Genomic DNA, 12,210 nt, shown 5'->3' on the forward strand with positions numbered 1-12,210 from the left:
TCACTCCCCTCGAATTTCCTTAATTCGACGGATCGCCGCCGCTGCTTTCGCATCCTCCTCTGAGGCGAGCTGACGATTGCCGACGAGCAGGGCTTTAGCGGCGCGTGCGCTTGCGACCTCAAACTCTTCATTGAGGCGCTGGAGTTCTGCGCCTTCCTCGGGCGTGATAATGGATTTAGCCATGAGGCATTATATCGTCACGAGAGACAGCCCGCTAGCCCGCTTCAAACTGACCCACTACCGCCGCGGGCGAAGCTGCGAGCGCCATTCACGCAATTGATGAAGCGCCAAAACGGGTCTATCCTTGAAGAGCGCCGGGATGCGTCGCCTCGAACTTATAAAAAAGGGCGCAGCGCCCGTTTCCGACCAGCCCTTTCGGGGGAGAGCCGGCATGCGTTCGCCCGTCGAAGCCGTTTTGCTCAGAGTGTTCGTTACGGAGAACGACCATTTTCATGGCCGCCCGCTCGCGGATGCGATCTTCATGAAAGCTTTGGAGCGGAAAATGGCCGGCGCGACCGTGCTTCCAGGACCCGAGGGTTTTGGTCACGGGCGCCGCATTCACTCGGAGATCAACGTCGACGCGGCCCCCTGCTCGCCATTGATCGTCGAGATCGTCGATACGAGGGAGAAAATCGACCAATTCCTTCCCGAGGTGGATGAAATGGTCGAGACCGGCCTCGTGACCCTGGAAATCGTCCGGGCGATTTCCTTTTCGCCAGATGGAGCTCTTGCCGGGCGCTAGACAAGACTATGCTCAAGCTTTTGAAACTGGAGCAATTTCTGATCGACCGAATGACTCCATCCGATCGGAAAGCACTCTAGCGCAGGCGGGAACACAAAGAAGGGACGCTTGCATGGACCTTCCGCACGACGCCGTTTTGCTGCGCATTTTCACCAGCGTCTCCGACCGTTCCGGCCTCGATCCCTTGTACGACGCCATCGTGACCAAGGCGCGGGAGATGAACCTTGCCGGCGCCACTGTCTTGCGAGGCTGTCTCGGCTTTGGCCATTCGGCCAAGCTTCACCAGCCTCATTTGTCGCCGCTTCGCCAAGATTATCCGGTCGTCGTCGAAATCGTCGACGCCGAGGAGAAGATCAACGCCTTCCTTCCCGTCCTCGACGAAATGATGGAAAGCGGACTCGTCACGCTGGAGAAGGCGAAGGTTTTGCAATACGGACGCCAGCGCGCCGGGCTGGCCCAGCGCATCAAGGAGCATTTCTTGGGGCATGCGCACTGAAGGGCGCCCCGACGCGGCAAGCGGCCCCCGGGGAAGCTGCGACGGCGCGAGGCGAGGCCGATTGCCCCGCGCCCGCCCGCTCGCAGGTTCCTTCGTTTTCCCGCCGCCACACGCGATAATTGTGTGTTAAGATATTTGTGCTTGTCGCGCTTGAGGCAAAGAGAGACGTGTTCACGCCGGCTTTCGTCCAGGCCCTCGGCATTGGCGGAAAGATGGATCTCATCTTCCTTATTCTTTTCGCCGTGGCCCTCGGCGCCATCTATTTGCTGATCATCCGGCCGCTGCAAAAGCGCGCCCGGGAAAACGCCGGCGCCAGCCCCGCCGGTTCCGCGGTTCTTCAATCGGGGGACACGAAACCGGCAGGTTCGTCCGCGGAAGAATTTAGCCAGAACAATACGCTATCGACAACTGGAGCAGCGGCGATGGAGGATGGCGCAGATATCGAGTCGCTCATGTCGGCTGTACGGGATCAAGCCGTCGAACTGCGTTGCGAGCACGCAAAAACCGTTTCAAATTTGTCGTTGAGTTTCGACGTGCTGACGAATCGTCTTGCGACCATCGAACCGCTTCTCGCCAAGGCGATGGAGGCGGCCGGCAAAAGTGAAGCCTCCGTTGCGCTCCTCACGGCTTCAAATGACGAGTACAGGCACAAGCTGGCCGAAGCCGAGCGTGACCTTGGCTATTACCGGCCTCTGGCGATGAAGCTGGACGATGACCTTCGCATAGCTCGCAATCATCTCACGGAAACGGAACGAAAGTTTGCGGCTCTCGAGAGCGACTACGCGAAGACCCAGGGCGCCGCCAACGAGCTTTTCCAGAAAATGGCTTCCGCCGAATTGGCGCGTCAGCGCGCGGCCGAAGAGAATGTTGCGCTGGTTCAGAGGCTGAATGAGCACGATTTCACAATCCAATCGCTGTTGCGCGAAACCGCGGTCCTTAAATCGGAGACGGTTTCCGTTGCCAGCGATCTCGAGCGGGCGGAACGGGAATCGAAGTCTGTCGCCGACAAATATGCGGTTGAGCTCGAGGGCGCCAGCAGGGCGAAGACGGCTTTGAACTCGCTGCAGGCCGAGTTCAGTCAATTTCGAAAGGACAGCGCCGCGCAGATTGAACAAATCGAAGAACGCGAAAGAGTTTCGGCGGAGGCTCTCTCGATAAAGGAAAAACAATTCTATGATTCCGAGATCAAGCAGTCAGCCTTAAACTCCAAAGTGGATTTTCTCACTCGCACAAATCAGCGCCTGCGCGAGGATCTGCGAAGCCATCTCGACCATATTGGAAACCTTGAAGCCTCAAACCGGAAGCTTCTGGATTTGCTTGCGCGCAATTCGGCCGCCGACGAGCAGGAAGTCGACACGAGGGATTTGGCGACTGCGGGCCGCACCGCTCCAAAGCTGCGCGCGGTGTCCGACACGCAAACGGGCGCCAGCGTATCGACGAAAGCGCTCCCGCCCGATCGCTCATGATGGTCAGGAGCCGGAGGGTTTCCGCACAAACCTCCAGGGGCCGTGTCGGAGGTTATCCTCGCGGGCGCGCCCGGCATGTGGCGGAAACCAAAGTTCGACAAGAGATATCAAAAGCTAGCCAATCCGTCCCCGACTTGCTAGAGCAGCGGCATGTTTCGCACCGGGTCCCAAAAATGCGCGCCGCCGCCGTCTCACGTAAAACCAAAGAGACCGAAATCGAGGCGTCCGTCGATCTCGACGGGACGGGCGCGGCTAAAATTCAGACGGGAATCGGCTTTTTCGATCACATGCTGGAGCAGCTCGCGCGCCATTCGCTGATCGATATGGCGATTTCCGCGAAGGGCGATCTGCATATCGACCAGCATCACACCGTCGAGGATACAGGCATCGCGCTGGGGCAGGCGATCCGCAAGGCGCTTGGGGACCGCGTCGGCATCACCCGCTACGCCGACGCCCTTCTGCCGATGGACGAGACGCTGACCCGCGTCGCCATCGACGTCTCGGGACGTCCTTTTCTGGTGTTCAAGACCAGCTTTCCGCGCGAAAAAATCGGCGAATTCGACACGGAGCTGGTGCGCGAATTCTTCCAGGCCTTCGTCATGAACGCCGGCATGACCGTTCACGTCGAGACTTTATATGGCGAGAACGCGCACCATATTTCGGAATCATGTTTCAAGGGCCTCGCCCGCGCTTTGCGCCTTGCGATAGAACAGGATCCACGCCAGAAGGGTGCCATTCCCTCCACCAAGGGAACGCTCGCGGGATAGGCTGGCGCCGGTTTTTTGGAGCCATGCGGCTCAAGCCCTCAGGCCAGGGAGATCGCGAAGCGATCGCCTCGAAGCAGACGGGCGCTGGACGCGCGTTGGCTCTTCTTCGGGACGCGGGCTTCGCCCTTTCCTCAGGGTGCGATTACGCTAGACTAAAGGAGCCAAGAACACATGGCCGTCTTTTCGGTCCATTTGCCGGGTGAGGACGTCGCGCGCATTGGCGAGGCCGCCTTCGTGCGCGAAGGTTTTTGCGCGAAAGCCTTCGTCTTTGGCCCGTTGTGGCTGCTGCGGCGCCGGCTCTGGCTTTGGACCGGGCTGTGGTTCGCCGCCTTCCTTATCCTTGTGGTTCTCGGCGCGGCGGGCATCCTGTCCTTCCTGGCCATTCTGACGCTTCTCTTTCTGCTGCAGCTGCTTTTGGGACTAGAGGCGAACCGGCTCATTGAAGGACGGCTCTGGAGCCAGGGGTATAATCTGGCGGAAATCATCGCCGCGCCCGCTCTCGATCAGGCCGAGATGGTTTTTTATCGTCAGTTTGGCGCGAACGAGCCGCCCGCGCAGAGCAGCGCGCATCCGGCGCAGATCCATGCCTCTGCGCCGGCTTCGCCCGTTCTCGGCAGTCTGCCCGAGCCAGAGGCGCGCCGGTGAAGGTTGCGATCGTCGATTATGGCTCGGGCAATCTGCATTCCGCCCAAAAAGCCTTCGAGCGCGCCGCACGCGAGGCCGGGCTTGCCTCCGCCATCGAAGTGACGCCCGATCCGGCCACGGTCGCGGCGGCGGACCATATTGTCCTGCCGGGCGTTGGCGCGTTTGCCGATTGCCGGCGCGGGCTTGAGGCGCTTCCCGGCATGATCGAGGCGCTGAACGAGGCCGTGCTGAAAAAGGGCCGCCCGTTTCTTGGCATTTGCGTCGGCATGCAGCTGCTGGCGACGCGCGGGCTGGAGCATGGCGAGACGCCCGGCCTTGGCTGGATCGAGGGCGACGTCGACGCGATCAAGCCGAACGACCCGGCCTTGCGCATCCCGCATATGGGCTGGAATACGCTGGATCTTGCCCGCGAGCACCCGGTGCTGAGCCATATCCCGACCGGCCCCAAGGGCCTGCACGCCTATTTCGTGCATTCCTATGCGTTCAAGCCTGCGCGGCCGGAGAGCGTCATCGCCGCGACCGATTATGGCGGCGCCGTCAGCGCCCTGATCGGGCGCGACAATATCGTCGGATCGCAGTTTCATCCCGAGAAGAGCCAGGCCCTCGGGCTGGCGCTGATCGCCAATTTTTTGAGGTGGCGGCCATGATCCTTTTCCCCGCCATCGATCTTAAGGGCGGACGCTGCGTGCGCCTCGAACAGGGCGACATGGCCAAGGCGACGGTATTTTCCGCCGACCCGGGAGCGCAGGCTGAAAGCTTCGAACGGCAGGGCTTTGTCTACCTTCATGTCGTCGATCTCGACGGCGCCTTCGCCGGCGAGCCGAAGAACGCCGAGGCCGTCGAGGACATTCTCGCGAGGGTCAAGACGCCGGTGCAGCTCGGCGGCGGCATCCGCAATCTCGCGACCATCGAAGCCTGGCTCCAAAAAGGAATTTCCCGCGTCATCATCGGCACCGCGGCGGTGCGCGATCCTGACCTTGTGCGCGAGGCCGCAAGGCTTCATCCGGGCAGGGTCGCGGTGGGCATTGACGCGCGCGACGGATTGGTCGCCGTCGAAGGCTGGGCCAAGAGCTCGGAGCTGAACGCGCTCGAACTCGGCCGGCGCTTCGAGGACGCGGGCGTTTCCGCCATTATTTATACCGACATTGCCCGCGACGGCATTTTGCAGGGTCTCAATATGGAGGCGACGCTGGCGCTGGCGGACGCCGTCGACATTCCCGTCATCGCTTCAGGGGGCCTCGCCTCGCTCGCCGACGTCGAGCGGCTTTTGCAGCCAGATTGCGCCAGACTTGCCGGCGCAATCACTGGGCGAGCGCTCTATGACGGAAGGCTTGATCCGGCCGAGGCTCTGGCGCTGATCGCGCGGGCGGGCGCCGATGCTTAAATCCCGTATCATCCCCTGCCTCGACGTCAAGGACGGCCGCGTCGTCAAGGGCGTTAATTTCGTCGATCTGCGCGACGCCGGCGATCCGGTCGAATGCGCAATCGCCTATGACGCCGCCGGCGCCGACGAATTGTGCTTTCTCGACATCACTGCGAGCTCCGACGATCGCCCGATCCTGCTCGACGTCGTGCGGCGCACGGCTGAGGCCTGCTTCATGCCGCTGACCGTCGGCGGCGGCGTCAGAACCCTCGACGACATTCGCGCGCTTCTGCTTGCCGGCGCGGACAAGGCCTCGATCATGACGGCGGCGGTCGCCAATCGCGGCTTCGTGCGCGAGGCGGCGGAAAAATTCGGCAGCCAATGCATTGTCGTGGCGATCGACGCCAAACAGACGGCGCCCGGAAAATGGGAGATTTTCACCCACGGCGGGCGCAAGCCGACCGGCCTCGACGCCATTGGCTACGCGAGGGAAGTCGTCTCGCTTGGCGCCGGCGAAATTCTTCTGACGTCGATGGACCGCGACGGCTCGAAGAGCGGGTTTGATCTCGCCCTGACGCGCGCTGTCACCAACGCCGTCAACGTGCCCGTCGTAGCGTCCGGCGGCGTCGGCGAACTGCGCCATCTGGTCGAAGGCATCAGCGAGGGCGGGGCGACGGCCGTGCTCGCCGCCTCGATCTTTCACTTCGGCGAATTCACCATCGCCGAGGCAAAGCATTATATGGCGAAATCCGGATTGCGGATGCGGCTGGATGGACTAGGGTAAACGCTTCCGATATCAGGACAAATGGATGAAGCCGTTCAGCCTTGATGACCTAGCCGCCATCATTTCCGCGCGCGGAAACGCCACTTCGGCTGCGTCCTACACCAAGTCGCTTCTCGACGCGGGTCCAGCCCGCGCCGCCAAGAAATTCGGCGAAGAGGCGGTGGAGCTCGTCATCGCCGCGATTGAGGGCGAAAAACAGGCGATCGTCAGCGAAAGCGCCGACGTTCTCTACCATCTCCTGGTCTTGCTGCGTCTCGGCGATGTTTCCCTGAGCGAGGTGCTGGGCGAACTCGAGCTTCGAACCAGCCAGTCCGGACATCAGGAAAAAGCTTCCCGCCAGAGCGCCTCGCGATGACGCCTCCCGTCGATTTGAAGTTTCCGCCCCAGGCGGGATCTGAAGAGCATATGTTCGCCGGACTGTCGGAGGGCCTGGTGATGGATGAGCGCGCCGCCGCCGGAGCCGCCGAGGTTCTTTTATCGCCCTATCATCGCTTCAGCCGCGCCGAATGGGCGGCGCTGCGGGCCGATACGCCCCTCACCTTGACGATCGACGATCTGACGCGGCTGAGATCCCTGAACGATCCGATCTCCCTCGAAGAAGTCGTCGCGATCTATCTGCCGCTGTCGCGCCTGCTCGCGCTCTATGTCGCCGCGACGCAGGGCCTCTATAAGGCGACGCAGCGCTTCCTCGGCGCCGATGGCGGCAAGACGCCCTATATCATCGGTATCGCAGGCTCCGTTTCGGTCGGCAAGTCGACCCTCGCCCGCGTCATGCAGGCCCTGCTCTCGCGCTGGCCGAATACGCCGAAGGTTGATCTCGTCACCACGGATGGATTTCTGCATCCGAACGCCATGCTCGAGAGCGAAGGCCTGATGCAGAAAAAGGGCTTTCCGGAGAGCTATGACGGCACCGCGCTCCTGCGCTTTCTCTCGGACGTCAAGGCCGGCAGGCGCCATGTCGAAGCGCCCGTCTATTCGCATCTCACCTATGACGTCGTTCCGGGTGAAACCATCGTCGTCGATCGCCCCGACATTCTCATTGTGGAAGGGCTCAACGTCCTGCTGCCCAATCGGCCGGCGAAGGACGGCAGAGGGCTGCCTTTCGTTTCCGACTTTTTCGATTTTTCGATCTACCTGCACGCCGCGGAGAGCGATCTCGAACGCTGGTTCCTGGGGCGCTTCATGCGGCTGCGGGAAACCTCGTTTCGCGATCCGCAATCCTATTTCAGGAAATACGCCGATCTCAGCGGCGCCGAGGCCGAGGCGGCGGCGCGCGGCATCTGGACCCGGATCAACCTCGCCAATCTGCGCGAAAACCTTCTGCCGACCCGCGCGCGGGCAAGCCTTGTCCTGACCAAAGGCTCCAGCCACCGAATCGAGGAAGTCGAGCTGCGCAAGCTTTGAACGGAGCGCGTTCGAAGGCGCGCCGCCCCGCCTTGCGGCTGATTGCGCGGCGTTAAGGTCTTGACCTTCGCAAAACTCTCGTCAGAGTCCGCCCGGTTCGACAGACCCGCGCACGAGGTCTTGAACCCCGGGGAAACGCAAAATGCTCAAGACACTGATTTACGCCACAGCCATGGCCGCCGTCGCAGCCACGCCCGCGCTGGCGCTCAAAGTATCGAAATCTATCGAGATAGCCGCGCCGCCCGAAAAAGTATGGGAGACGATCGGCGAGTTCTGCGGCATTGCCGACTGGCATCCGGTTATCGAGAAATGCGAGCTCTCGACAAGGGGCGAAACGCAGATCCGCACGCTGAGCCTCAAGGGCGGCGGCTCGATCGTCGAGGAACAGGTGTCCCGAAACGACCCGAATATGAACTACACGTATAAAATCATCGAGAGCCCGCTCCCCGTGTCGGACTATGAATCAACGATCAAGGTGACGCCGAGCGGCGAAGGCTCCAAAGTGACATGGTGGGGCGAGTTCAAGGCCAAGGGCGCCGACGACGCCAAGGCCGAAGAAACCATAGGCGGCGTTTACGAGGCGGGCTTGAAAGGCATCGCCGACGAGGTCAAATAGGCGCGCCCGCCACAACTGGCGGAATTTTGCGAGCGCCTCGGGGCAATTTCAGCGCCCTGAGGCGTTGGCGTTCTTCCAAACCATGATTGAAAGCCCTAGCGATGGTTGCGAGCCGGGGTTATTTCTATAGACCAAAGCTCCGGGAACGGCTCGCCGGACACCCGCTGGCGTCGAAGGACGCCGACGCGGCTGACGCCTCCGGTTGATGATCCGGACGGATACTGCGGTAAGGAATAGGGATGGCATGAGAACTCTCGTCGGCGGCACAGAAAAGTTCGCCATAACCCTGACCGTTCGCCGCGAAGGGATCATCATTGCGCGTGCATCGCTGCCCCCGGGCAGGCGCCGCCAGGATTAGGCGCGGCCTCGCATCGCTCTTCATTCCACCTTTATCTTCGACCTTGCGGATGACTTTTGCCAACATTTGCAAGTGGCGGGATAATGATTTCGCGCCAGGAATTACCGTCTCATGAGTTTATTGGTTCCGGCTACTCCCGACGAGGTGGCGGCGAGCGTCGCGGAAGCGGCCCAGCTGCGCACGCCGCTCTCCATCAGCGGTCTCGGCTCAAAGGCGCAGCTTGGCGCGCCCTGGAACGCGGCGCGGCGGCTTGATCTTTCCGCGCTGAAGGGCGTCACCATGTATGAGCCGGAGGAACTTGTCGTTTCCGCGCTGGCGGCGACCCCGATCGAGGACATTGAGGCGATGCTCGCCGCCAAGGGTCAGGAGCTCGCCTTCGAGCCGATGTCCTTTGGCGCGCTCTATGGGACGGGGCCAGGCTCCCTCGGCGGCTGCCTGATGGCGAATGTGTCCGGTCCGCGCCGGATCAAGGCCGGCGCCGCGCGCGATCACGTGCTTGGCGTCAAGGGGGTCAACGGCCGAGGCGAAGCCTTCAAAGCGGGAGGAACCGTCGTCAAGAATGTCACGGGATATGATCTCTCGCGCGGTCTTGCCGGCTCTTTCGGCACGCTCGCGGTCGTCACCGAACTGACCTTCAAGGTGCTGCCCCGCGCGGAAACCACGGCTACGCTGGCGCTGGCGGGCCTCGCCCCGAAACGCGCGGTCGAGGCGCTTTGCCTTGCGATGGGGGCGCCGGTCGACGTTTCGGGCGCGGCGCATTTGCCGTCTTTCGCCGCCAACGCGCTTGGCTTTGCGGGTCCCGTCACGCTTTTACGGCTCGAAGGCTTCGCTCCCTCCGTCGATGAACGCTTCCATCGGCTGGGCTTGAGCCTCAAACCCTTCGCCAAGGCCGAACGCCTTGACGGCGCCGCCTCCATCGCTTTGTGGCGCGCAATCCGCGACGTCGCACCGCTCGCCGAGCCGCGTGACAAAATCATCTGGAAGATTTCAGTCGCTCCCACGGCCGGGCCGCCGGTCGCCGCGACGATCGGCAAGGTCTATCCAAGCGAGGCTCTGTTCGACTGGTCGGGCGGTCTCGTGTGGCTCGCGCTCACGCCCGATTGCGGGCCCGACTCGGGCGCGGAGCTGATCCGCGGCGCCATCGCCGTTCACGGCGGCGGCCACGCGACTCTCGTGCGCGCGCCGGCCGAAGTCCGGGCTGCGACGCGGGTGTTTCAGCCCCAGCCCCCGGCGCTGAAAGCCTTGTCGCAGAGATTGAAAGCAGAATTCGACCCGTTCGGCATCTTGGAGCCGGGACGGATGCAGGCCGAGGTTTGACATGCAGACGCATTTTTCTTTGGCCCAGCTGGCCGATCCGGGTATCGCTGAATCGGAGACGATTCTGCGCAAATGCGTGCATTGCGGCTTCTGCACGGCCACCTGTCCGACCTTCGTGCTCCTCGGCGACGAACTCGACAGCCCGCGCGGCCGCATCTATCTCATCAAACAGATGCTGGAAAATGACCGGCCGGCCGACGTCGAGACAGTGACGCATGTCGATCGCTGCCTCTCCTGCCTCTCCTGCATGACGACCTGCCCCTCCGGCGTCAATTACATGCATCTCGTCGACGAGGCTCGCATCCGCATCGAAAAAACCTATGCCCGTCCCCTGCCCGACCGCGCGCTTCGCGCCCTGCTCGGCTTTATTCTGCCTTATCCGTTCCGCTTCCGCATCGCGCTGCGCGGAGCCGCGCTCGCCGCGCCGCTGAAGCCGATCCTGTCCCGCTTTGGCCAGCTTGGCGATCGAATGGGCGCGATGATCGCGCTCGCGCCGCTGCGCCTGCCCCCGCGTTCGACCTTTCCGGACGCCGGCGAGATCAAACCCGCAGGCCGCAGGCTCGCCCGCGTCGCCCTGCTCGGCGGCTGCGCCCAAAAAGTGCTGCGGCCCGGCATCAATGACGCCACGATCCGGCTGCTGACCCGCGTCGGCGTCGAGGTCGTGCTGCCGAAAAACGAAGGGTGCTGCGGCGCGCTGGTGCACCATCTCGGCCAGGAAGAGCACGCCCTCGCCGAGGCGCGTCACAATGTCGACGTGTGGACGGCCGAGATCGAGCGCGGCGGCCTTGACGCCATCATCATCACGGCCTCAGGCTGCGGCACCGTCATCAAGGACTATGGCTTCCTCCTGCGCAATGACCCCGCCTACGCCGCCAAGGCCGCGAAGGTCTCGTCCATCACCAAGGACGTCACCGAGTTTCTTGGAACGCTGAAGCTGCCGGAGCCCGTCAACCGGCCGGGCCTTACCCTCGCCTATCATTCGGCCTGCTCCATGCAGCATGGCCAGAAAATTACGACACTGCCGAAGCAGCTTCTGACCGCCGCCGGCTTCAAGGTGCGCGACGTGCCGGAAGGGCATCTTTGCTGCGGATCGGCCGGCACCTACAACATCCTGCAGCCGGAGATCGCGGCGCAGCTTCGCGACAGAAAAATCGCCAATATCCTGACAACGGAGCCGGACGCCGTCGCAACGGGCAATATCGGCTGCATCACGCAAATCGGCCGCGGCCTTGGCCTTCCCGTGCTGCACACCGTCGAATTGCTGGACTATGCCTATGGCGGCCCCAAGCCCGCCGGGCTGGCGTCCCTTGGGTGAGCCGGCAGGCAAAACCGGCGTAGAGCCAGTCCCCCGAAGTCTCATAGAGTCGGGCCGTGGTCATCACGGCGAGCGCGAATTTGCAGCTGTCCGCGTCGATGACGCGCTCCTTGGTGAGCGGATTGACGCCGCCATCAGCAAGCGTCGCGCCCATCGCTCCCGGATTGACCATCGGGTTGGTGCGGCCGTCATCGCCGCGCCGTTTGCGGCGGCGCAGCGCCGGCAAATCACTCCGCCGCCGCAGCCGGCGGCGGGGCGTAAGCCAGCCACAGCGCCTTTGCGCCAAGGCCGTCGACGAAAGCCTGATGCGCGCTGAGTTCGCCGGGCGTCAGCCTCGGCGCCAGAGGTTCGGGCCGCTGCGTCAGCAGGACGAAGCCGGAGTCCTCCGACGCCCTCAGCCCCGCGCTGAAAACCAGCGCCGTCTGCCGCCCGCCGCAAAGTTCGGCATAGACTTCGGCCAGAATCTCGGCGTCAAGCAAAGCGCCGTGCCTGGTGCGCCGCGAGGCGTCAACGCCAAAACGCGCGCAGAGGGCGTCGAGGCTGTTCGAGGCGCCTGGAAATTTACGCCGGGCGATAGCCAGAGTATCGATGACGCGCTCCGAGCCGATGGGCGCGACGTCGAGCCGCGCCAGCTCGGCGTTGAGGAAGCGCATGTCGAATTCGGCGTTGTGGGCGACGATCTTGGCGTCGCCAACGAAATCCAGGAAAGCGGCGCTTATTTCGGCAAAAAGAGGCTTTCCGCTCAAAAATTCCAGCGAAATCCCGTGCACGCGGAAGGCTTCATCCGGCATGTCGCGTTCGGGATGGATATAGACGTGGAAAATCTGGCCCGTTGGGATGGCGTTCAGAAGCTCGATGCCGCCAATCTCAACGACGCGATGTCCCTGCGCCGGATCAAGACCGGTCGTCTCTGTGTCAAGAACAATCTCTCGCACCG

The 12,210-nt window shown here is 62.8% G+C and carries 16 protein-coding genes; 13 read left to right on the forward strand and 3 right to left on the reverse strand.

Annotation, left to right across the window (positions count from 1 at the left end; genetic code table 11):
* Entirely contained in the window at positions 1–183 is a 183-nt protein-coding gene (locus SIN04_RS14915; protein WP_134490430.1) for a hypothetical protein, read from the reverse strand.
* A gap of 208 nt (positions 184–391) precedes the next feature.
* Between SIN04_RS14915 and SIN04_RS14920 the strand changes: the two genes are divergently transcribed.
* The 13 genes from SIN04_RS14920 to glcF all read left to right on the forward strand — a co-directional run bounded on the left by SIN04_RS14920 (position 392) and on the right by glcF (position 11,273).
* Positions 392–742: a DUF190 domain-containing protein gene (locus tag SIN04_RS14920; RefSeq protein WP_134490432.1), complete on the forward strand. Its 351-nt coding sequence runs from the start codon at positions 392–394 to the stop codon at positions 740–742.
* 112 nt (positions 743–854) lie between these two features.
* The gene (locus tag SIN04_RS14925; RefSeq protein ID WP_134490434.1) at positions 855–1,238 is read left to right on the forward strand and encodes a DUF190 domain-containing protein; all 384 of its coding nucleotides are present in this window, start codon (positions 855–857) and stop codon (positions 1,236–1,238) included.
* Positions 1,239–1,405: 167 nt separating this feature from the next.
* A complete protein-coding gene (locus tag SIN04_RS14930; protein ID WP_134490436.1) occupies positions 1,406–2,704 on the forward strand; it encodes a hypothetical protein in 1,299 nt (432 codons plus the stop codon).
* Positions 2,705–2,877: 173 nt separating this feature from the next.
* Positions 2,878–3,471: an imidazoleglycerol-phosphate dehydratase HisB gene (gene hisB, locus SIN04_RS14935; RefSeq protein WP_134490438.1), complete on the forward strand. Its 594-nt coding sequence runs from the start codon at positions 2,878–2,880 to the stop codon at positions 3,469–3,471.
* Positions 3,472–3,642: 171 nt separating this feature from the next.
* Positions 3,643–4,116, forward strand: a complete 474-nt coding sequence (locus SIN04_RS14940) for a DUF2628 domain-containing protein (RefSeq protein WP_134490440.1) — start codon at positions 3,643–3,645, stop codon at positions 4,114–4,116.
* On the forward strand, positions 4,113–4,763 hold the full coding sequence (gene hisH / locus SIN04_RS14945; RefSeq protein WP_134490442.1) for an imidazole glycerol phosphate synthase subunit HisH: 651 nt from the start codon (positions 4,113–4,115) through the stop codon (positions 4,761–4,763). The genes SIN04_RS14940 and hisH overlap by 4 nt, the downstream gene beginning before the upstream one ends.
* Positions 4,760–5,500 (forward strand): 1-(5-phosphoribosyl)-5-[(5-phosphoribosylamino)methylideneamino]imidazole-4-carboxamide isomerase, encoded by a 741-nt coding sequence (gene hisA / locus SIN04_RS14950; protein ID WP_134490444.1) that lies wholly within the window; start codon positions 4,760–4,762, stop codon positions 5,498–5,500. Before hisH ends, hisA begins: the two co-directional genes overlap by 4 nt.
* Positions 5,493–6,263: an imidazole glycerol phosphate synthase subunit HisF gene (hisF, locus tag SIN04_RS14955; protein ID WP_134490446.1), complete on the forward strand. Its 771-nt coding sequence runs from the start codon at positions 5,493–5,495 to the stop codon at positions 6,261–6,263. The genes hisA and hisF overlap by 8 nt, the downstream gene beginning before the upstream one ends.
* 25 nt (positions 6,264–6,288) lie before the next feature.
* Complete coding sequence (locus SIN04_RS14960) at positions 6,289–6,618, forward strand: phosphoribosyl-ATP diphosphatase (RefSeq protein ID WP_134490448.1); 330 nt, start codon at positions 6,289–6,291, stop codon at positions 6,616–6,618.
* An 80-nt stretch (positions 6,619–6,698) separates the two neighbouring features.
* Positions 6,699–7,667 (forward strand): type I pantothenate kinase, encoded by a 969-nt coding sequence (coaA, locus tag SIN04_RS14965; protein WP_244605987.1) that lies wholly within the window; start codon positions 6,699–6,701, stop codon positions 7,665–7,667.
* Between the two features lie 142 nt (positions 7,668–7,809).
* Positions 7,810–8,283, forward strand: coding sequence for an SRPBCC family protein (locus tag SIN04_RS14970; RefSeq protein WP_134490450.1), 474 nt, complete (start codon positions 7,810–7,812; stop codon positions 8,281–8,283).
* Positions 8,284–8,752: 469 nt separating this feature from the next.
* On the forward strand, positions 8,753–9,958 hold the full coding sequence (locus SIN04_RS14975; protein ID WP_341264020.1) for an FAD-binding protein: 1,206 nt from the start codon (positions 8,753–8,755) through the stop codon (positions 9,956–9,958).
* Position 9,959: 1 nt separating this feature from the next.
* Positions 9,960–11,273 (forward strand): glycolate oxidase subunit GlcF, encoded by a 1,314-nt coding sequence (glcF, locus tag SIN04_RS14980; RefSeq protein WP_134490452.1) that lies wholly within the window; start codon positions 9,960–9,962, stop codon positions 11,271–11,273.
* Here glcF and SIN04_RS14985 read toward each other — a convergent pair.
* Entirely contained in the window at positions 11,167–11,445 is a 279-nt protein-coding gene (locus SIN04_RS14985; RefSeq protein ID WP_341264475.1) for a glutaminase, read from the reverse strand. The two genes, glcF and SIN04_RS14985, sit on opposite strands and share 107 nt — an antisense overlap.
* Positions 11,446–11,500: 55 nt before the next feature.
* Positions 11,501–12,208: a DNA polymerase III subunit epsilon gene (gene dnaQ / locus SIN04_RS14990; RefSeq protein ID WP_134490454.1), complete on the reverse strand. Its 708-nt coding sequence runs from the start codon at positions 12,206–12,208 to the stop codon at positions 11,501–11,503.
* Positions 12,209–12,210 lie beyond the last annotated feature (2 nt).

The sequence above is a fragment of the Methylocella tundrae genome (genome assembly GCF_038024855.1).
Classification (GTDB): Bacteria; Pseudomonadota; Alphaproteobacteria; order Rhizobiales; family Beijerinckiaceae; genus Methylocapsa; species Methylocapsa tundrae.

Bases quoted from the DNA above. Each gene is read 5' to 3' on its own strand.
- SIN04_RS14915 (WP_134490430.1), bottom strand. From the start codon at position 183: ATGGCTAAATCCATTATCACGCCCGAGGAAGGCGCAGAACTCCAGCGC.
- SIN04_RS14920 (WP_134490432.1), top strand. From the start codon at position 392: ATGCGTTCGCCCGTCGAAGCCGTTTTGCTCAGAGTGTTCGTTACGGAG.
- SIN04_RS14925 (WP_134490434.1), top strand. From the start codon at position 855: ATGGACCTTCCGCACGACGCCGTTTTGCTGCGCATTTTCACCAGCGTC.
- hisB (WP_134490438.1), top strand. From the start codon at position 2,878: ATGCGCGCCGCCGCCGTCTCACGTAAAACCAAAGAGACCGAAATCGAG.
- SIN04_RS14940 (WP_134490440.1), top strand. From the start codon at position 3,643: ATGGCCGTCTTTTCGGTCCATTTGCCGGGTGAGGACGTCGCGCGCATT.
- hisA (WP_134490444.1), top strand. From the start codon at position 4,760: ATGATCCTTTTCCCCGCCATCGATCTTAAGGGCGGACGCTGCGTGCGC.
- hisF (WP_134490446.1), top strand. From the start codon at position 5,493: ATGCTTAAATCCCGTATCATCCCCTGCCTCGACGTCAAGGACGGCCGC.
- SIN04_RS14960 (WP_134490448.1), top strand. From the start codon at position 6,289: ATGAAGCCGTTCAGCCTTGATGACCTAGCCGCCATCATTTCCGCGCGC.
- coaA (WP_244605987.1), top strand. From the start codon at position 6,699: ATGGATGAGCGCGCCGCCGCCGGAGCCGCCGAGGTTCTTTTATCGCCC.
- SIN04_RS14970 (WP_134490450.1), top strand. From the start codon at position 7,810: ATGCTCAAGACACTGATTTACGCCACAGCCATGGCCGCCGTCGCAGCC.
- SIN04_RS14975 (WP_341264020.1), top strand. From the start codon at position 8,753: ATGAGTTTATTGGTTCCGGCTACTCCCGACGAGGTGGCGGCGAGCGTC.
- glcF (WP_134490452.1), top strand. From the start codon at position 9,960: ATGCAGACGCATTTTTCTTTGGCCCAGCTGGCCGATCCGGGTATCGCT.
- SIN04_RS14985 (WP_341264475.1), bottom strand. From the start codon at position 11,445: ATGGTCAATCCGGGAGCGATGGGCGCGACGCTTGCTGATGGCGGCGTC.